Annotated in this window: 17 protein-coding genes; 12 read left to right on the top strand and 5 right to left on the bottom strand. The window is 38.9% G+C overall.

Annotation, left to right across the window (positions count from 1 at the left end):
* Window positions 1-27 precede the first annotated feature (27 nt).
* Both ABTV71_RS10395 and ABTV71_RS10390 read left to right on the top strand, forming a co-directional pair.
* A complete protein-coding gene (locus ABTV71_RS10395) occupies window positions 28-600 on the top strand; it encodes a Crp/Fnr family transcriptional regulator (RefSeq protein WP_121121706.1) in 573 nt (190 codons plus the stop codon).
* Window positions 601-672: 72 nt separating this feature from the next.
* The gene (locus ABTV71_RS10390; RefSeq protein ID WP_433903126.1) at window positions 673-1,755 is read left to right on the top strand and encodes a DUF418 domain-containing protein; all 1,083 of its coding nucleotides are present in this window, start codon (window positions 673-675) and stop codon (window positions 1,753-1,755) included.
* Window positions 1,756-1,871: 116 nt separating this feature from the next.
* Here ABTV71_RS10390 and ABTV71_RS10385 read toward each other — a convergent pair whose 3' ends face one another.
* Complete coding sequence (locus tag ABTV71_RS10385) at window positions 1,872-2,780, bottom strand: NAD(P)/FAD-dependent oxidoreductase (RefSeq protein ID WP_433903125.1); 909 nt, start codon at window positions 2,778-2,780, stop codon at window positions 1,872-1,874.
* A 144-nt stretch (window positions 2,781-2,924) separates the two neighbouring features.
* Window positions 2,925-3,521, bottom strand: a complete 597-nt coding sequence (locus ABTV71_RS10380; RefSeq protein ID WP_433903124.1) for a class I SAM-dependent methyltransferase — start codon at window positions 3,519-3,521, stop codon at window positions 2,925-2,927.
* A 265-nt stretch (window positions 3,522-3,786) separates the two neighbouring features.
* Between ABTV71_RS10380 and ABTV71_RS10375 the strand changes: the two genes are divergently transcribed.
* Entirely contained in the window at window positions 3,787-4,449 is a 663-nt protein-coding gene (locus tag ABTV71_RS10375) for a DUF1349 domain-containing protein (RefSeq protein WP_433903123.1), read from the top strand.
* 48 nt (window positions 4,450-4,497) lie between these two features.
* On the opposite strand, the gene ABTV71_RS10370 is transcribed toward ABTV71_RS10375, so the two are convergent.
* Both ABTV71_RS10370 and ABTV71_RS10365 read right to left on the bottom strand, forming a co-directional pair.
* Window positions 4,498-5,283, bottom strand: coding sequence for a helix-turn-helix domain-containing protein (locus tag ABTV71_RS10370; protein ID WP_433903122.1), 786 nt, complete (start codon window positions 5,281-5,283; stop codon window positions 4,498-4,500).
* A gap of 13 nt (window positions 5,284-5,296) precedes the next feature.
* On the bottom strand, window positions 5,297-5,743 hold the full coding sequence (locus ABTV71_RS10365; protein ID WP_433903121.1) for a DUF1572 family protein: 447 nt from the start codon (window positions 5,741-5,743) through the stop codon (window positions 5,297-5,299).
* Window positions 5,744-6,313: 570 nt separating this feature from the next.
* On the opposite strand from ABTV71_RS10365, the gene ABTV71_RS10360 reads away from it, so the two are divergent.
* The 6 genes from ABTV71_RS10360 to ABTV71_RS10335 all read left to right on the top strand — a co-directional run bounded on the left by ABTV71_RS10360 (window position 6,314) and on the right by ABTV71_RS10335 (window position 15,062).
* Window positions 6,314-7,615, top strand: coding sequence for an ATP-binding protein (locus tag ABTV71_RS10360; protein WP_433903120.1), 1,302 nt, complete (start codon window positions 6,314-6,316; stop codon window positions 7,613-7,615).
* Between the two features lie 103 nt (window positions 7,616-7,718).
* Window positions 7,719-8,318 (top strand): TetR/AcrR family transcriptional regulator, encoded by a 600-nt coding sequence (locus ABTV71_RS10355; protein WP_108632157.1) that lies wholly within the window; start codon window positions 7,719-7,721, stop codon window positions 8,316-8,318.
* A gap of 78 nt (window positions 8,319-8,396) precedes the next feature.
* On the top strand, window positions 8,397-9,593 hold the full coding sequence (locus tag ABTV71_RS10350) for an efflux RND transporter periplasmic adaptor subunit (protein WP_121121690.1): 1,197 nt from the start codon (window positions 8,397-8,399) through the stop codon (window positions 9,591-9,593).
* Window positions 9,594-9,611: 18 nt separating this feature from the next.
* Window positions 9,612-12,800, top strand: a complete 3,189-nt coding sequence (locus ABTV71_RS10345) for an efflux RND transporter permease subunit (protein WP_433903119.1) — start codon at window positions 9,612-9,614, stop codon at window positions 12,798-12,800.
* A gap of 24 nt (window positions 12,801-12,824) precedes the next feature.
* Complete coding sequence (locus tag ABTV71_RS10340; RefSeq protein WP_433903118.1) at window positions 12,825-14,252, top strand: efflux transporter outer membrane subunit; 1,428 nt, start codon at window positions 12,825-12,827, stop codon at window positions 14,250-14,252.
* Between the two features lie 327 nt (window positions 14,253-14,579).
* Entirely contained in the window at window positions 14,580-15,062 is a 483-nt protein-coding gene (locus ABTV71_RS10335; RefSeq protein WP_433903117.1) for a DUF4822 domain-containing protein, read from the top strand.
* Between the two features lie 119 nt (window positions 15,063-15,181).
* On the opposite strand, the gene ABTV71_RS10330 is transcribed toward ABTV71_RS10335, so the two are convergent.
* On the bottom strand, window positions 15,182-15,940 hold the full coding sequence (locus ABTV71_RS10330) for an MBL fold metallo-hydrolase (RefSeq protein ID WP_433903116.1): 759 nt from the start codon (window positions 15,938-15,940) through the stop codon (window positions 15,182-15,184).
* A 256-nt stretch (window positions 15,941-16,196) separates the two neighbouring features.
* Here ABTV71_RS10330 and ABTV71_RS10325 point away from each other — a divergent pair, with 256 nt between their 5' ends.
* The 3 genes from ABTV71_RS10325 to ABTV71_RS10315 all read left to right on the top strand — a co-directional run bounded on the left by ABTV71_RS10325 (window position 16,197) and on the right by ABTV71_RS10315 (window position 19,401).
* Window positions 16,197-17,303 (top strand): sensor histidine kinase, encoded by a 1,107-nt coding sequence (locus tag ABTV71_RS10325; RefSeq protein WP_120258270.1) that lies wholly within the window; start codon window positions 16,197-16,199, stop codon window positions 17,301-17,303.
* Entirely contained in the window at window positions 17,300-18,061 is a 762-nt protein-coding gene (locus tag ABTV71_RS10320) for a LytR/AlgR family response regulator transcription factor (RefSeq protein ID WP_433903115.1), read from the top strand. The genes ABTV71_RS10325 and ABTV71_RS10320 overlap by 4 nt, the downstream gene beginning before the upstream one ends.
* 230 nt (window positions 18,062-18,291) lie before the next feature.
* Window positions 18,292-19,401: an efflux RND transporter periplasmic adaptor subunit gene (locus ABTV71_RS10315; RefSeq protein ID WP_433903114.1), complete on the top strand. Its 1,110-nt coding sequence runs from the start codon at window positions 18,292-18,294 to the stop codon at window positions 19,399-19,401.
* The last annotated feature ends 26 nt before the right edge of the window (window positions 19,402-19,427 follow it).

The following is a 19,427-nucleotide window of genomic DNA, read 5'->3' as shown; positions in this document are numbered from 1 at the left end:
GGTAGTGGCTGTACTTATCAGGAACCTATGGATGAACATCTCCTTAAGATCAACAGCATTATTGAACAGCTCGACGGGGAAACCCTCAGTGCACTCGAGGCTGTATCAAAAATAAAAACTTATAAAAAGGGTGATTTTCTGCTCTATCAGGGTGAGGTCTGCCGATATAGCTTTTGGATTGAATCTGGTATCGCAAGAAAATTTTATCTGAACGAGAACAAAGAGCTAACGACTGAGCTGCTCTTTGAAAATGACCTCGCCGTTGCGTTTAGCAGTTATGTAACCCAGCAGCCCAGCCAAGAATTTATACAAGCGGTCACAGATGTTAGGGTATCATCAATTGATAATAGTTCTTTTCAGCGTATAAAAGGTCAATTTTCGGCTTTAATGGAACTCGATCTCTTGATGACCGAGTATTACACCATGTGGCTGGAAAAAAGACTTTTTGATTTTCATACACTTGATGCTTCCACACGTTATTCACAGCTCCTGAGAGATCAACCCAATATGATACAACAGGTTCCCCTTACCTATATCGCATCTTACCTGGGCATTTCATTAGAAACCTTAAGCAGAATCCGCGCAAAAATCAAATACTGATTATTTGACTTAAGTCAAATGCCATGTTAACACATCTTTCAAAATTTGCATAACATTTTGAAAACAATTATCATGGCAGAAAAAACGAGATTTATAGGATTTGACTTACTAAGAGCGTATGCAATCTTTGGGATGTACATCGTGAATTTTAACATGGTATTTGGAGACCACAACGATACCAGTTGGCAGGGACAATTCCTCTCCCTCTTTAGCGGCAACTCAAGCACTATATTTGTTATGTTAGCAGGTATGGGATTAACCCTGATGACAAAAAAACAGGCATTTGGCACCGCTGAAGAGCAGCTAAACCAAAAATATATTGTACTTAAACGGGCCGGATTTTTATTTGTTTTGGGATTAGTACTCGCGATCTGGTGGCCAGCGGATATTCTACATTTTTACGGGTTTTATATGTTCATTGCCTCATTTTTCCTTTTCCGCGATAAAAAACAATATATCTACGGCGCAATTATTTTTGCCCTCGTCTTCCACCTGCTACTTCTTTGGATTCCCTATGAAACAGGATGGAATTTTGACACACTGGAATATAAAGATATGTGGACTTTAGCTGGTTTTATACGAAACTCTTTCTATAATGGCTGGAATGCTGTTTTCCCTTGGATGAGTTATTTTATTACCGGAATGTACCTGGCAAAACTAGACTGGACGGATTTAAGTATACAAAGGAAAACATTTGCTGTCGGACTAGTCATGTACTTATTGATCCAACTATTGCAAGGTATTCCCAAAAATCTGATGACTCCTGAGATTGATTTTTTTCTGAATGCAGATTATCTCCCCCCTTTTCTACCCTTTTTAATCAGTACAATAGGCTTTGGGTTAATGTTAATTGCTTCTTTCATGTATATCAGCAAATTTATTGGACATCACAAATTTGCAAACGATTTGGCCAAAACGGGACAAATGACATTGACACATTATATTTCCCATCTAACAATCGGGTTAGTTTTCTTCTCATTTATGATAAATCAGGGATACTTTGCCAAGATCAATCCATCCAAGTCACTATCCCCAATACTCATATTTATTATTTCGCTTCTCTATTTTGCATGCAGTTACTATTTCAGTAAACTTTGGGTCAAAAGATTTAAACATGGTCCGTTCGAACTTCTAATGAGAAAAATGTCTGCTTAAGTTGGGCTAAGCACAATGGCTCTTAAAAAGTTCTTCATTCGGAAGCGTTCATCCCAGATCGCTTCCGAATGAAATTAAGATTAAATTTGTTGTGGCTACGATCTTGCAAGTTTATATTAGAAGTTTTCTTCAACTAATTCTTTATTGACCATTGCTCCCGCTAAATTGCCCGCCGCTACAGCATTGGAAACGGACCGCATCATACTCGTATTATCGCCACATGCAAAAACCCCTTTAATAGTTGTTTTCTGAAAATTGTCAACGACAATATGCCCTTGTTCAGTCAAGTCACAGCCCAACTCAACAGGAATACTTGAATGCTGCCTAAAAGGGATTGCTGCATATACGGCATCAAATGCTATTGCTTTGTTGTCCTTGAAAATCACTTTTTCCACCCAGCCATTCTTGTGCCGGATTTTACTAATTGGTTCATCTATGACAGTTACACCGTGCTTCTTCAATTTTGCAGCCTGCTCCACACTAAAATTTGCTTCTCCAGAAGTCAATATTGTCAGATCGGTAGAGAGATTATTGACTAAAGATGCCAAATGTAAAGCCCGGTCACCGTTAGCCATAATTGCTGTTTTCTTGCCCCTGAATTCATATCCATGGCAGTATGGACAATGGATAACTGAAATCCCCCAACAGGCCGAGAAGCCCTGGATACCTGGCATGATATCTTCTACCCCAGTCGCAAAAATCAACTTTTTTGCACTAAATAGTTCGCCATTTTCAGTATTGATTTCAAAGCCATTGCTTGTTTTCTTTCCACTTACAGCAAGTCCTTTCTGGAATCTTACTGTTGGATAATTTAATACCTCCTCTTTCGCTTTTTTAGCAATAACCGATGGCTTTTCGCCATCATGAGTTATAAAATTATGCGAATGCGGTGTCTGTCTATTGCATGGTAGTCCACTATCAATAATAAGCACCTGACGTAGTGATCGTCCCAGTGCCATTGCTGCCGAAAGTCCGGCATAACTTCCTCCAATAATGATGACATCAAAATTTTTATCGTTTTTCATTTTTATAAATTTGATTTTAAATGCTGATGATACTGGCAGATTTATAAACCTGTAAGTAAAAGGTTTTCGTCTCCCAAACGTAATCATTCCAACAGGTGAATTAAATAAATCACAATAGTTTCATCTATGATTTTCTTGTTTATTCTATTTTTTACAAATGATCAAATAAAAAGGATAATTCTCTTCTACTTCCTTGATTTCAATCAACCCATATTTTTCGAACTCTGAACGAATAGACTCCAAGTCATAAAAGAACATGCTAACACCTCCAAACATTTCAAAACGATCTGTGCCTATGGCAGTCCCCTGCCTATAAATATTTGCCTGTTTTGACACAGTCGTAAAGATCATGTAACCATCGTCGGATAACTGCTCGTAACAGTCGCGTATAAATTTAGCCCGCTCCTCAGTTCCCAAAAGATGGATAAGTGCGTAACAGAATATACCACCATATTTTTTGGTGTCAAATGGCATATCAACGACCGACCCATGATAAATAATCGTTTGAGGTCCAAAATGTTTTCGCGCAAGTTTAATTGCTGTATTGGACAACTCTATTCCCGTAACAGCGATTCCATTTTCGAGAAATACATGACCATTTCGCCCATAGCCAAATCCCGGAATTAGGATCTCTTTTATATTTTTCGATAGAAAGAAATCCTTTGCCATTAGCGCTGAATGAGCAGGACTTCCGCCCCACATCTCTCCTTTTTCCACAAAATTACGTTCCCAAAACTCCATGTCTTTAGACTTTTTATCTTATTATATTGTATTTACTGAATTCAGCATGCAACAAGCTAGTGATTGCAATAAAGATAAACGAAGGTAAGTTTTTTTATTGTTGCAACTATGTAGCAATAGTATTAAATGCAATTAAATTGCAAATAAATTACATTTAAAGATCTTAGTTCAAATCATGGTTATAAATCAGTATTGAAAAATACTGTATACCAACGATATCTTTGTCGTCAGAATACAGAATATACCCTTTGCTAAAAAGAATATCATGAAAAACATAAAAACATTTTTTGTTACCTCATTGCTTCCTTTCTTTACCATGCAGGTGACCGGGCAGAAATTGGACAAGATGATCTGGTTTAATGAACCTAACGAGTGGACAATCAGCAACAACGCGCTGTCCATGTTTGTTACACCTAAAAGTGACTACTGGCGTATATCACATTATGGATTTACTGTGGATGATGCACCTTTCTTCTACACAGAGCGTGGTGGTGAATTTGAAGTGAAGGTCAAGATTTCGGCTAACTATAAAACTCGTTTTGATCAAGCAGGTCTTATGCTACGGATAGATCATGAAAATTATATAAAAGCAGGAATAGAATTTGTCGATGGAAAGTATAACCTAAGCACTGTTGTCACACATCGGACCAGTGATTGGAGCATTATACCGGTAGAAAAAGAAATCCCTTTTATATGGATAAAGGCTATCCGGAGACTTGATGCAGTAGAATTCTTTTATTCCTTTGATGACAAGCAATATACGATGATGAGAAATGCATGGCTACAAGACAACCACCCCGTATTAATTGGGATGATGGGTGCATCACCTGATGGTGATGGCTTCCAGGCTAATTTTGAACACTTTAGCATCAAGCATCTTCCCGACCAGCGTCGAACAAAATGGTTAAAAGAAAATAGTTCCGATTGATCATAATGATCAAGTCTGTCAAAAGAGTTGCTTTTTACAGACTTGATATTATTGAGAATCATCTTCTTGCTTATACATTTTATCGTATACACTGATCGCTTCGTGCAGATTGCGAACCCGCAGTTTTTGTAGAATGTTTTGCCGATGCCGGTTAATAGTATTGATACTCAGACCTAACTTTTCAGCAATGTCCTTACTGATCATCCCCCCTCTTACACACTTCAATACCTCCTTCTCACGTTGGCTCATGGCATCCTTGACATCTTGTTTATGGAGTAAATAGACCTCACCGCTGACCTGATTAAAGATATAGTTATTGTTCCCATGTTGATCTTCTTTGTCGGGCAATAAGGTATAACAGCACAATGCCAGCTGGGGAAACTCTTTACCGGGGGTATCCAAATAGACGATCTGATGTGACATCAACATATTCTTCCCATCTTTCCCCTCCACACGGAGTACACTATTTGCCTGGTATTGAAAACGTTCTTTGGGACCTATGGTCTTAACCATATCAAGGAACTGCAGTTCAAGCCTATGTTTGACAGCCAGATCTTCAGGATGTACGCGTGATAAGAGAAAGTCTTCCCAAATACTATTGATCTCCATTTTTCTATCAGGAGAAGACAGGTGTAGACGCTCCGCTATTGCCCCCATAAAGGTAAAGCTCCAATTCGCCGTTAAATCACTTAGTACAACAATGCCATTATGAATCTCGGCATAAGTTTTGGCATATTGCCTAAAGTATTTTAAAACAGACAAGTCTACGCTCGTATTTCGGAGCCCTTTACCAACAAGATTTTTATTTAATGTCTTTTTTAAATCCGATTCCATCGTTAAATATTTATTATAGATCCAACAGGCGACGATGATAATTGATCTGCCCTAAATGGTAGGTTAAATGTGTCGTTAAATGCACCAACAAATATTCCGTTGTTGTCTTCTCCTCAAACACTAATAGGGGATATATTGCGGCAAGGTCGTCCTGATTAAGCTTATCCAAAGCCAGATCAACAACACTAATGGTATTGTCTATACCATCTAAAAGTACCGATCTTGGAATATCCCGCAGGGTAAACTCAGCCTCCCTATTTCTAATATAGCCTGTTTTTCCGATCTCCGCTCCAATATAAGTTTGTAAATTGCCAATTAAATGTAAACATAAATTTCCCCCTGAATTCGCAATACCATGATCAACAATCCAGATATTCTCTTCTTGTGCATAAGATGCAATTTCTGTTTTCAATCTATTCAGATCTCTATAAAAAAGACTTTTCAATGTTTTTATAAGCATAATCTACTTTTTAATATAATGCCTTTATTATTTTCTCAATCAAAACTAACGCTTTTAAATTATAATCGTTTTCTTATGCAAAAGAAATTGAAAACACACTTCATTCAGTTTACAAAAGGTTGAAAAAAGATAGACCAAAACCTATTGAAAAGTACATGCATCAAATATTCATAAGATATTGTATTTTTATTTATAACAACAATTGTCTTTACGCGTATGTTTCCAAAGTTTTCCAGAGCAACTTGGCTCATTTTTTTTATTTTAACGGTAATCATAACCATTCTATTTTCGAGATTTGACAGCCCCTCGGATGGTAACGATGCGATTGGTTTCCCCTTTCCATTTTATACATATTTGGGAGGAAAGCGTTACCCAGAACCACCGGACAGAACATATTTCAACGGCATATATCTTCTTCTGAACCTTATCATCTATTTCGGAATCTCTTATGCATTAACTTACTCGATAAAAAAGTTTAGAAGTAAAAGAGCTAATACGAAGTAAACAATCTATTTGTGAAACCTGTTATTTTTAACACCTTAAATTTTAATTACAAGAATTGCTATAGCCATGAAAAAAAACACGCAGATAACCAACCTGAGTATAGAATCCGCTGGTTTACCTAAAGATCCGAAACTGGTCATTGCTGAATATATATGGAACGGCTTTGACGCAAGAGCTACCGAAGTCGATATTGCAATTGATAGCAATGAACTCGGTTATATAAACTGCATTAGCATCAACGATAATGGTGAGGGCATCATTTTCGATACACTACCCTATTCATTTGGTAATTTTCTGGATTCAGTAAAGAAAAATAGTATCAAGCGAAGTTCCTATACAAGAGGAAAGAAAGGTAAAGGCAGATTTTCATTTTCATTGTTTGCAACAAGAGCGATCTGGAATACAATTGTAAAAGAAGAAGGAGTCTTAAAAACATACCGCATCCAAATTGATAGAGACAGCAAAGAACAATATGACGTTAGCGAAAGTATCCTGGTAGAAAATCAACAGACAGGTACCCGAGTGAGATTGGAGGGCGTTTTCGGGCTAAATTCATCCCATTTAGAATCAAAAGAATTTATAGATTTCATGGCGCAGGAATTTGGCTGGTTTCTATACCTTAACCGCGATTTAGATTACACCATACGAATCAACGGCACAATATTAATATATGATCATCTGATTCAAGAAACGGATCTACTGTCATGGACTTTATATAGTCCGGAAGACGGACCTTCCTACACGTTTCAGGTCAATTACATTCGTTGGAACCAACAGATCGGGGACCGCTATTACTATTATTTGCGCAATAGCGATAAAAGAGAAATTGCCAAAGTACTCAGTAGCTTTAACAATAATGCGATAGATTTTCATCACTCGGTTTATGTAACATCCGATTTTTTTGACGATTTTGAACAAGAAGATATTAGCAATTCAACGGACCTTAATCTCTTCACTGGCAAAGAGAAACAAGTTGTGTACCGTAATCTGTTAGCTGAATTGCGCGATTTTCTGGATCGCAAACAGAAAAAATACGTTCGGGAAAATGCGGTTGCTGTCAAACTCCGTGAATTGGAAAAGAAAGGTTTTCTACCCGATTACGGGCAAACAGACAACGATAAAAAAAGAAAAGAAACATTGCTCGCATTGGTGCAAGAAATCTACATCATAGATCCGCGCATCTTCTTTGGTGTCAAAACCGACCTGATCCGTACCTATTTAGGTTTCTTGGATCTCCTATTACAAACAGAGAAAAGCTCAGACATCCTGACCATACTAGAAAAGGCAATTCCATTGTCGGACAAAGAGAGAAGCCGGATAAAACAGATCCTAATAGCCCGCAATATTCACAACAAAGGGGCTATTTGAGAATATTTAAGCGACATTTTTATTTAATGACTTTCAAATGTCATTAAATAAAATAAAAAGTTAGAATTTTGTTTAACACTGTTAAATCATTTATGCATTAAGCATGGGTAGTAAAGAACGCATACAACGCCTTAAGGATGAGAATAGAACAAATATTCTCGATGCCGCTCTTCAAATCGTAAAAGAAGAGGGATGGCAGGCATTGAGTATGCGCAAAATTGCGGATATCATCGAATATACCGCCCCCATGATTTATGAGTATTTTGCAAACAAAGATGCAATTTTAAACGAACTTGCCAACCAAGGTTATCTCTTACTTGCAAAAAAAGTCAGACAAGCCAAATCAACTCAAACCGACTTGGAGAAACAATTGGAAGCAATGTGGTTCAGTTACTGGGATTTTGCATTTGAAGAGCGCGAATTATACCAACTCATGTTTGGGGTAGGTACAGCTTGCTGTGGGTTTGAAAAAACGTATAAGTGTGCTGAATCTCATGGCAGATTGATCAGTGACGTAATTCGTGAGATCATGAAAGATAAAAGTCCGTCAGAAGACTTGATCTGTAGAAAATATTTCACATACTGGTCTATTATACATGGCCTCATATCCATCAATTTAGTTAATCAAGGTAACGGAGACAATACCAACCAGGAGGTACTAAAAGATGCGATCTACGGAATTACACGTTCACTTACTGACTAATTTTTTTTGCATCAAAAAATACAACGTTAAAAAATCTAACACCGTTAAATACACCAAAACTTCAATTTTTAATATCACATGAAAACAAATGTATCACCAAGTCTTAAGAAGATTTACATTCCTGCACTTAACAGTGTTAAACGAATTAATATCGTAAAGACTGCATATGTGCTTAGTGCAATTTTGTTATACAGCTGTTCGACAGGAACAAGCAAGCCTAATGATCCGCCACTAGTTAGCCTACCTGTTGTCAGCATCGAAAATGGCCAGGAGACCATCTATCAGGAATATCCGGCAACAATCGAAGCTTCTGCCAATATTGAAATCAGACCCCAGGTTGAGGGCATTTTGGAACAGATCTATGTCGATGAGGGTGCGAAGGTCAGTAAAGGTCAGGCGCTTTTTAAAATTAATGACCGCCCTTACCAAGAGCAATTGAATCAAGCTAAGGCCAACTTATTAGCTGCGAAAGCTGCATTGGAAAATGCAGAACTGGAAGTTGAAAAGAAAACAAAGTTGGTAAATACCAAAGTCCTGACTGATTTTCAATTAAAAACAGCGATCAGTGCGCGAAATGCTGCTAAGGCAAATGTGCAATTGGCAATATCTGCTGTAGAGACCGCAAAAATCAATGTGGGCTATACCTTGATCCGCGCTTCAACCGATGGATATATCGGAAGGCTGCAACGCAAACAAGGAAGTTTAGTAGGCCCAACTGATACACAACCCTTGACAGCACTTTCAAATGTCAGAGATCTCCACGTCTATTTTTCATTGGGAGAAAATGATTTTATTGCCTTCAAAAACAATACGGAAGGTAGTAACCTGCAACAAAAATTAAACAACCTTCCCCCAATCAGCTTAGTGCTTTCTGATCAGACTATTTATGATCAAAAAGGAAAAATAGATATGGTGGATGGTCAGTTTGACAAAAACACTGGTGCGATTACGTTACGTGCGACTTTCAGTAATCCCGAAGGAGTGTTACGCAATGGAAATACAGGCCGTGTCAGACTACAAAAGAAATACGATCAGGCTCTATTGGTGCCACAACTTGCTACACTTGAAATGCAAGACAAGATCTTTGTGTATACGGTCGGAAAAGAAAATAAAGTTGTACAGCAGCCTATTACTGTCATCGGAAAAAGTGGTTCAAACTATCTTGTAAGTAAAGGAATAAATGCAGGAGACCGCATTGTTTATAAGGGTATTGATTTACTGCAAGACGGCCAAAAAATCACACCACAACCTTTATCAAAAGACAGCATCAATTAATATTATAACGACAAACTTATGCTTAAGAAATTTATAGAAAGGCCTGTACTTGCTACCGTAATTTCCATATTACTTGTGATATTGGGAGTAATCGGTATCCTAAAGCTGCCCTTACAGCAATTTCCGGACATCGCCCCGCCTGCGGTACAGGTCACCGCATTATATCCAGGCGCAAATGCCGAAACAGTACTTCGTGCTGTTGCTCCTTCGCTGGAAGAGTCTATCAATGGGGTCGAAAACATGAGCTATATGAGCTCTACCGCCAGTAATGACGGATCATTGATGATTACGGTATATTTTAAGCTGGGCACTGATCCTGATCAGGCTGCTGTCAATGTACAGAACCGGGTGGCACAAGCCACGAGCCAGCTCCCGGCCGAAGTTGTTCAGGCCGGGATTACAACCGCCAAACAGCAAAATAGCTTGATCATGGTATTGGATCTATATACTGAGGACGAGGGTAAATATGATCAAACCTTTATTACCAATTATGCGCAGATCAATATTATTCCAGAACTTAAACGTATCCCCGGAGTGGGCCAAGCACTGGCTTTTGGGGGTAGTAAAGATTATTCCATGCGCGTATGGCTTAATCCAAACCAAATGGCCGCCTACAAATTAACTCCGGAGGAAGTGATGGCCGCTATCCAAGATAAAAACGTTGAAGCCGCTCCTGGAAAATTTGGCGAAAGTAGTCGCGAAGCCTTTGAATTTGTCATCAAATATAAAGGTAAGCTTAACCAAGCCAGCGATTACGAGAATATCATTATCCGATCAAATACAGATGGTTCGGTCTTAAAACTTAAAGATGTCGCCCGCATTGAATTAGGGTCATACACCTACGCGAGCCATACACGTATCAATGGTAAAGCCGGGCTCAATATTGGCGTCATGCAATTAGCTGGGTCCAATGCGAATGAAATCCAGATTGCCATCCAGGAATTTATGGAAAAAGCTTCTTTAAGCTTTCCAAAGGGTGTGAAGTATCTTGTTTTATATAATACCAAAGATGCGCTCGATCAATCTATTGATCAAGTTAAACATACCTTGATCGAAGCTTTTATTCTGGTCTTTTTAGTTGTTTTCCTATTCCTTCAGGATTTTAGATCCACGTTGATACCGGCCATCGCTGTGCCTGTGGCGATTGTAGGAACATTTTTCTTTATGCAGCTTTTTGGTTTCTCCATCAATCTGCTGACATTATTTGCACTCGTACTGGCAATCGGTATCGTCGTGGATGATGCCATCGTGGTGGTGGAGGCGGTACACGCCAAAATGGAGCATAATAATCTTCCGCCCAAATTAGCGACCACCTCCGCCATGAGTGAGATTACTGGAGCTATCATCTCCATTACCCTGGTTATGTCCGCAGTGTTTCTTCCTATTGGGTTTATGGAAGGTTCGACGGGAGTTTTCTATCGACAATTTGCCTTTACCCTGGCCATAGCCATTGTAATTTCGGCCATCAATGCCTTGACTTTAAGTCCGGCGCTTTGTGCTCTATTTTTAAAGCCTACACACCATGGCCACGACGGCGCCAAGAAACTTAATTTCAAAGAACGTTTCTTTACAGGATTTAATGTTGGTTTTGACCGACTCACAAAGAATTACTTAGGCAGTTTACGCTTTTTGATCCGTTACAAATGGGTAGCTTTTGCAGGATTGGGGATCACCTTGTTGTTGACGATTTTTATGATTCGTCGTACACCAACCGGATTTATCCCTTCCGAAGATCAAGGTTTTATCGCCGTATCATTATCCATGCCTGCCGGTGCCTCTTTGGATCGTACTTCGGGTGCATTGGCTGAAGCTGAAAAACAGCTCCAACATGCTGACTTTACCAAGACACTAAACATTTTGGCTGGTTTTAATATCTTAACACAATCAACCAGTCCTTCCGCGGGTGTTGCATTTATTTTGTTGAAACCTCATGAAGAACGCGGTAACATCAAGGATATTAATGCAATCATGGCCGATGTGAACCAACGTTTGGCAAATATCAAAGGTGCAAATTTTTTCGTATTTACCTTCCCTACGGTTCCCGGATTTAGTAACGTGGATGGTCTTGATATGGTTCTTCAGGATAGAACCGGAGGACAACTTGGTAAATTCAGCACTATTGGTCAAGGCTTTATCGGTGAACTGATGAAACGTCCTGAAATCATGATGGCCTTTACGACATTCAAAGCGGATTATCCGCAGTATGAATTGCAGGTGGATGATATCAAAGCCGAGCAACTTGGTGTAAGTACCAAAAGCATCTTGCAGACCATGCAGGCCTACTTCGGTAGTGCACAGGCATCAGACTTCAATCGATTTGGAAAATACTACCGCGTTATGGTCCAAGCAGATGCAAAAGACCGCAGCGAACCAACTTCCATGGACGGAATCTTTGTAAAAAACAGATTAGGTGACATGGTACCGATCAACACATTGGTTAAATTGCAACGTGTATATGGACCTGAGACTGCTTCGCGTTACAATCTATTTAATTCGATCGGAATCAATGCGATCCCAAAACCCGGCTATAGTTCAGGGGATGCGATCCGTGCGGTCGAAGAAGTTGCGAAACAGCATTTGCCTACTGGATTTACCTATGAATTTTCGGGTATGACCAAAGAAGAAATTGTTTCGGGAGGTCAGTCGACCCTTATTTTTATTCTTTGTTTGATCTTTGTTTACTTCCTGCTTGCGGCACAATATGAAAGTTATATTATCCCATTAGCGGTTATACTCTCTATTCCAACAGGGATATTCGGTGTCTTTGCAGCAATTAGTTTCACCGATACGGCAAATAATATTTACGTTCAGGTAGCTTTGGTCATGTTAATTGGTTTGTTGGCAAAGAATGCAATTTTAATTGTCGAATTCGCTATCCAGGGGCGGAAACAGGGACTCTCAATACCTAGCGCGGCGCTTAAAGCAGCACGCCTACGTCTGCGTCCTATTATCATGACCTCCCTAGCGTTTATTGTGGGTATGATTCCTATGATGACCGCAGTAGGCCCCTCTGCGCAGGGTAACCACTCAATCAGTATCGCAGCTGCCGGTGGAATGCTCAGTGGCGTTGTATTAGGACTGTTTATTATTCCTATCCTCTTTATTGTTTTTCAATTTATACAGGAGAAAGTAAGTAGCACACCAAGGGAAAAACAACGAGAAAATGAATCCATTTCTTTGGAAATTCCTGTACATACAAATAATTAGTGAACAATGACAACATCGAAATATATGAATAGAAAAGCAAAGCTATTGACGGTTTTCATCTTATCTTTTGCAGCGTGGTCTTGTAAAACAGATAAATTGGTCAGCAATAAAAACCTTGCGCCAAATCTGCCCGAGCAATATCGTGATCAGGGGAAAGCGCCACAAGAAAACAATATTGGTTCTATTCCTTGGCGCGACTTTTTTAAAGATCGGATTTTACAAAGCTTGATCGACAGTGCTATCCAACATAACCTGGATATGCAATTGGCTCTTAAAAATATAGAGGCATCTCAACTGAGCTTAAGGCAGGCAAAAGCAAATTATCTTCCTTCAGCACAGTTGCAGATCAGGGGAAACAGCACCAACCCCTCCAATAACAGTATGAACGGATTAAGTTTGGGCCAATTTCTAAAACAGCACCATGTTGAAGACTATACGGCTTCAGTGGGTGTATCTTGGGAGGCTGACCTATGGGGAAAAATCAAAAACCAGAACGCCGCTGCCTTAGCATCGTACTTGCAGACGGAAGAGGCGAAAAAAGTCATACAAACACAATTGATTGCCCAAGTAGCGCAAGGCTATTATCAACTTTTGATGCTTTACCAATTGCGGGATATCGCACAGCAAAATTTACAGTTAAGCGACACGACCCTCCGCATCGTTAAACAACAATACGAAGTTGGTGATATTACATTACTTGCCTTAGAACAAGTTGACGCACAACGTTTGTCTGCAGCCGCGCTTATCCCTGATTTCGAGCAGCAGATTCGCCTCCAGGAGAATGCAATTCAGATCCTTAGTGGTAAACTCCCTGCAGAAATCAAAACACAGGAACAATTGGTCAATGTTCGTTTTCCAGAAGATTTGGCAACAGGAATACCGGCAGACTTACTAAGCCACCGTCCGGATGTTAAGCAGGCTGAACTTGCTGTCACAGCTTCTCAGGCCTATCAAAAATCCGCTAAAGCGAGAATGTACCCATCCTTGGTCATAAGTGCTGAGGCTGGAGTCAATGCTTTCAAAGCCAGTAACTGGTTTAATTTGCCAGGCTCGTTATTTGGTGCTATTACAGGAAGTATTACACAGCCTATTTTTCAGCGTAGAGAGTTGAAAACACAATATGAACTTGCTCGTATAGAACAAGAAAAAAATGTTATGATTTTCAAACAAAAGGTCATTGCTGCGGCTGGCGAAGTTTCCGATGCTTTAATCTCGATTCAAAAACTAAAAGAAAAACAACAGATTACTTTGGATCGAACCAACCGTTTGAAAGAGGCTACAAAACATGCGAACCTACTGTTTGAGACGGGTATGGCTACTTACTTGGAAGTAATCACCGCACAAAGCAATATATTGCAGAGTGAACTAGAGCTCGCGCAAGTCAAAAAAGCCGAACTTTCAGCTGTAGTAGATCTCTATCGCTCTTTAGGTGGAGGCTGGAACAATAACTAATTTTCGAAGGTGCAATTTTTCTAATTTTATATCACATATCTGGGAGGCAGGGGACCGCGAGGGTCTCCTGCCTTATTTTTGGTAGCAACATCTTTGACCTATTCCGGCTTCCTCAAAGTTCAGACTTTTCTACTCCTACTCCTACTCTTACTCTTACTCTTACTCTTACTAAGCTCCCCTTAAGCATCAAAACAATACAATAGCCTCCTTTTTAGAAAATCTTGGCTGTCTCTGTAGTTGTTATAAATCCTTCAAACCTTGGAATAAAAGGGACAAATGCAATCACAACCATGCAATTACTTTTGTGAAACAATAAATTTAATGATTATGAAAGATTTAAAAAAGATTGCATTGGTATGTTATATTGCCATTTGTACTTTACTGATAGCCAGCTGTAGTAAGGATGATGAAGTTACACTAGAGCCTCAGCTTACACCAAGCGAGGTATTAGCTAGTACCGCTTGGGAGACAACAAACGCCAAAAATAACAAAGGTGAAAATGTGGTATTGACAGATGCCAATGTCTCAAATTTCGTAGGTTTTGCCTACTTCAAATCCAATGGTACCTTTACCATGTTCAATCTGGATGACTCTCCCAAAATGCATGGAGACTGGTCTGTTTCAGCAGATGGGAAAACACGGACTATCGTTGCTAAAAATGCTGCGGGAGAAACACTTTTCACACGTGTGGTTGATATTACGGTATTGACAAAACAGGAATTTACGTACCGCATCTATCCGAACAACGACAATAAAGCCGTTTATTTCGATATTGTCCATACACCGACAACCCACAAAGAACCAAAATAATCAGCTTTTTTGATTACATGGAGACGTAACTCCACTTAAACCATAAGGATTGACAAAAGAAACATTGTCAATCCTTTTTTTCAAGCGGACAGCTCTCCACCTTCCAACTTATTACTATATCACTCGGTGAAATCGTCGAACTCGGTAATATCATGATAACCGAATACTTTAACGCCAGGATTTAGGGCTATAAAGCGACGGATTTTGTCCAGCGATTCTAAGCGCTGATGATTATCTTCGGCTCTACTTTCGGCCAAAATATTCACAGGATGCGTTTGGTCAGTAAGTTCTACTTTCATGTAATACGCATCAGCGACATAGAGCAATTTGACTTCAGATCCTATAGCAACTCCACAGTGCCCTAATGTATGACCAAAGAGAGGTACCAGATACAGTGGAACCTGAACATCAATCGCCAGTTTTCTAACTTCAAGACCACACCATTGAAGATCATCTTTTGCATAAGTTTTGATTATCGGCTGATGCGACAATGGTATTTCCAAATAACGCGGGTTACCGGCCAGATAGCTTTCATACTCTTCTTTTCCAACGTGAACAGTGGCATTTGGAAAATCAGCCAGTCCTCCTATATGATCATTATCTAAATGGGATATCACACAATCGGTGACAGAAGATGGATCAAATCCTAATTTTTCAATCTGACGGATAGCTGTCAGCTCCTCATTAAAACGGTAACCAACCATTTCCACAAGTTCTTTACCTATCCGTTCCATCGGATAACGGGTATCCAACAAGCCAATACCCGTATCAATTAAAACCAATCTGTCTCCATCCTTAATTAACAGGCAATGCCCGCACACATTGTCGTTCACCTGCGAAACAATCCGAACACAATTTAAGTGAAATAACTCAACCATAATATACATTAATTTTACACCGAACAATTTAATAAATTACCAGGTTAAATATTATTATCTGATTGTAAAAACAAATCGAATTTAGTATATTAATATAACGTGAGCGGGATACGATGATTTATAAAATATACGGCTGGGGTATACCAAAGTGATATTTCAGCTTGCTCTTTGTACGTTTCAGAATAAATTTGTGATTCAATCCTTAAACGAATTGCGAAATTTGTGGTGATTTAATAGCTATATACAAGTAAAACGAATGCAGGATAAGACTATCTATAAAAATGAGAAAAATCTAATCAGTACAAACAAGAAAAGGTTATTATTTACCCTACTGTCTTTTTTTCTCATCTATCTTGTTGCCTATATTATAGATCCATTTTCTAGTTGCTGGAATGGCTATTTTCAGCGAAATATGTTTGAAATATTGGGAGAATGGACCTTTACCATTATTTACAGTTTCCTTATTTCAGAGTTCAGTATTATTGTCCATAATAAATTGGATCGTATCTTAACATGGAAAGACAATCCAACAGAAAGGCTTCTGATTGAAACCGTCATTAACCTCATCGTGGTTCTTCTTATCAATTTATTACTAGTTTACATTATTTCCCGTTATTATTATGAGCTGCAAAACCTCACCATTGCAACATCCTTAGAAGAAAAAAGAGGCGCCATACAAAATATCTCCATCAGTGTTATGATCGCTTTAATGATTATGGGGATTAACATTGGTATCCATCTGATCAACAACTGGAAGAATGAATCTATACGTGCCGCCAAACTCGGGCAAGTTATTCTCGAAACAGAACTTCAATCACTGAAGCTACAGATTGATCCGCATTTCGTTTTCAACAATTTGAGCGTATTATCCGAAATAATTTTAGAGGATCAGCAACTTGGTTATGAATATGCTGAAAATTTCTCCAAAATATACCGTTACCTATTGGTGAATTCAAAAAAAGATGTTATTTCTCTTGAAGAGGAACTCAATTTCTTAGATTCCTATATTTTCTTAATAAAAAATAGATTTGGAGAAGGAGTTCATTTTGAAATAAATGTAGATCCTGCAAAATCCAATTATCAACTACCGCCACTCACCTTACAGCTTTTGGTCGAAAATGCACTAAAGCACAATCAAACCAATAAAAAACGTTCGTTAAAAATTAAGGTATACACCAATGCACATAACCAGTTAGTTGTCGAAAATATTTTGATACCAATAGAAAATGTATCAGAGTCATCGGGAATAGGTATTTCGAATATCATTAAAAGATATGATCTATTGTCAAATCTGCAACCAGAGATCTTGAACAATGGAAAGACATTCAAAGTTAATCTACCACTTATAGAACAAAACTCATGAGTATAACCAACGTATTGATTATTGAAGATGAAAAATTGAATGCTGATCGTCTAAAACGACTATTGAAGGAAATAAAGCCATCAATACAGATACTCGATGTCTTGGATAATATTGCCGACAGCATCACTTGGTTTCAAAGTAATGAGTCTCCGGATTTGGTCATGATGGATATCCGTCTTTCTGATGGTCTAAGTTTCGAGATCCTGGAAAGCATTAAAATTGACTGCCCCATTATCTTTACGACAGCCTTTGATGAATATGCCGTCAGAGCCTTTAAATTCAACAGTATAGACTATCTCCTAAAACCTGTAGAAAAAAAAGAATTAGAAAACGCATTGGTCAAATTAGACAGTCTTCAACTTCAACAGATGAGTCAGGATCCGATCCAAGGCCTATTGGATTTTATTTATCCAAAAGATTTCAGAACCAGATTTCTCCTACCCTACAAGGATGGTTATAAAACAATACTGGTAGAAGACATTCAGTATTTTTATTCAGAGTTTAAATTAACACATGCCAAGCTGAAATGTGGCACGGTCGAAATTGTACCACAAACCTTAGAAGAACTGGAGCAACAATTAAATCCCAAAGTTTTTTTCCGTGCCAATAGACAATTTATAGTGCATATAGATGCAATAAAGAGATTACATAATCATTTTAATGGCAAACTTAAAATCGAAATCAAACATAGCGAAGATGTCGAAATCCTTGTCAGTCGGGAAAAAGCCCAGCTCCTAAAAAACTGGTTGGACTATTAGTATAAAGTAGTTCTTATCTCGAAATTTCTGGGTACAATCAACGAAGTGCCGTCAGGTGTTTAGATAGCGTCTTTCTAAGGAAAACGACAAAAAAGACCTGTTTTGATTAAATAATATCAAAATTCAGCGCATTATAGCTACGTTTCAGTAAGCAATTGTTACGTCTCGGTAGATTTCCTTATTATATCCCTTAAAAGAATTCTTTCTTTTGCTTTAAATAAAATGATAAAATGGCACTAAGAACGATGACTTTAAAACCTATCCTTACATTTATTACAGCAGCTACACTATTATCGTCCTGTGGAGGCAGCCAAGAACAACCGCAAGAGCAGGCAGTTACTGTTGACTTTATCGAATTATCCCCCGCACAGGCGGAAACAGAAAAAAAATATCCCGGCACGTTAGAGGGTACGGTCAATGTTGACGTAAAAGCTCAAGTAACAGGTTATCTGGAGCAGATCTATGTGAAGGAGGGGGATTACGTCACAAAAGGCCAAGCCCTTTTCAAAATAAAAGCAGATGTATATAATGAACAAGTTAATAACAGCAGGGCAGCTTATCAGGCAGCGCTGTCCGCAGAACAAAATGCGAAACTGGAAATTGAAAAAATCAAACCACTCGTAGAAGGTAAAGTGTATACCGACCTTCAGCTTAAAACTGCAGAAGCGAATTACGCTGCTGCAAAAGCTCAGGTTGCACAGGCACAAGCGGCCTTAGGCTCCTCGCAAATCAATGCACGATTTACCTTAATAAATGCTCCAGTAAGCGGATATATCGGGCGGATCCCAAATCGTATCGGAAACCTGATTACGGCTGCAGACGCAATGCCATTAACAACATTGTCTGAAATCAATACCGTGAACGTTTATTTTTCGTTGAGCGAGGCTGATTTTATCAGCTTTATGAAGGATCATAATACGAAATCAAGCAATCAACAAGCAACATTGATTCTAGCCGACGGCACAGCCTATAATCACCCTGGAAAAGTAGAAATGGCCAGTGGTAATATCGATAGAACGACTGGTAGTATGACACTAAAGGCCGTTTTCGCCAACCCAGACAAGATACTTCGTTCTGGCGGTTCAGCCAAAGTTGTCCTAAAAAAGGTTCATGACAATGTATTGTTAGTTCCCATGGCGGCTGTTAAAGATATCCAGGACCGCTATTTTGTTTATGTCATCGGAGACAAAAACAAAATTGCCATGAAGCAGATCGAAATTGCCGGAAATACGGCCAATGAGTATCTACTCAAATCAGGCCTGACAGCGGGCGAAAAAATCGTAATGAATCGAATTGATATGCTTAATGACGGAATGCAGGTTCAACCTACTAAAAAATAAAAGCCTGTATTAGATTTATCTAAAAT

Source organism: Sphingobacterium puteale (assembly GCF_050986225.1).
Lineage (GTDB): Bacteria > Bacteroidota > Bacteroidia > Sphingobacteriales > Sphingobacteriaceae > Sphingobacterium > Sphingobacterium puteale.
The sequence above is the reverse complement of the archived record's forward strand: the minus strand, read 5'-3'. Positions and strand labels throughout refer to the sequence as shown.

Bases quoted from the DNA above. Each gene is read 5' to 3' on its own strand.
- ABTV71_RS10395 (WP_121121706.1), top strand. From the start codon at position 28: ATGGATGAACATCTCCTTAAGATCAACAGCATTATTGAACAGCTCGAC.
- ABTV71_RS10390 (WP_433903126.1), top strand. From the start codon at position 673: ATGGCAGAAAAAACGAGATTTATAGGATTTGACTTACTAAGAGCGTAT.
- ABTV71_RS10385 (WP_433903125.1), bottom strand. From the start codon at position 2,780: ATGAAAAACGATAAAAATTTTGATGTCATCATTATTGGAGGAAGTTAT.
- ABTV71_RS10380 (WP_433903124.1), bottom strand. From the start codon at position 3,521: ATGGAGTTTTGGGAACGTAATTTTGTGGAAAAAGGAGAGATGTGGGGC.
- ABTV71_RS10375 (WP_433903123.1), top strand. From the start codon at position 3,787: ATGAAAAACATAAAAACATTTTTTGTTACCTCATTGCTTCCTTTCTTT.
- ABTV71_RS10370 (WP_433903122.1), bottom strand. From the start codon at position 5,283: ATGGAATCGGATTTAAAAAAGACATTAAATAAAAATCTTGTTGGTAAA.
- ABTV71_RS10365 (WP_433903121.1), bottom strand. From the start codon at position 5,743: ATGCTTATAAAAACATTGAAAAGTCTTTTTTATAGAGATCTGAATAGA.
- ABTV71_RS10360 (WP_433903120.1), top strand. From the start codon at position 6,314: ATGAAAAAAAACACGCAGATAACCAACCTGAGTATAGAATCCGCTGGT.
- ABTV71_RS10355 (WP_108632157.1), top strand. From the start codon at position 7,719: ATGGGTAGTAAAGAACGCATACAACGCCTTAAGGATGAGAATAGAACA.
- ABTV71_RS10350 (WP_121121690.1), top strand. From the start codon at position 8,397: ATGAAAACAAATGTATCACCAAGTCTTAAGAAGATTTACATTCCTGCA.
- ABTV71_RS10345 (WP_433903119.1), top strand. From the start codon at position 9,612: ATGCTTAAGAAATTTATAGAAAGGCCTGTACTTGCTACCGTAATTTCC.
- ABTV71_RS10340 (WP_433903118.1), top strand. From the start codon at position 12,825: ATGAATAGAAAAGCAAAGCTATTGACGGTTTTCATCTTATCTTTTGCA.
- ABTV71_RS10335 (WP_433903117.1), top strand. From the start codon at position 14,580: ATGAAAGATTTAAAAAAGATTGCATTGGTATGTTATATTGCCATTTGT.
- ABTV71_RS10330 (WP_433903116.1), bottom strand. From the start codon at position 15,940: ATGGTTGAGTTATTTCACTTAAATTGTGTTCGGATTGTTTCGCAGGTG.
- ABTV71_RS10325 (WP_120258270.1), top strand. From the start codon at position 16,197: ATGCAGGATAAGACTATCTATAAAAATGAGAAAAATCTAATCAGTACA.
- ABTV71_RS10320 (WP_433903115.1), top strand. From the start codon at position 17,300: ATGAGTATAACCAACGTATTGATTATTGAAGATGAAAAATTGAATGCT.
- ABTV71_RS10315 (WP_433903114.1), top strand. From the start codon at position 18,292: ATGGCACTAAGAACGATGACTTTAAAACCTATCCTTACATTTATTACA.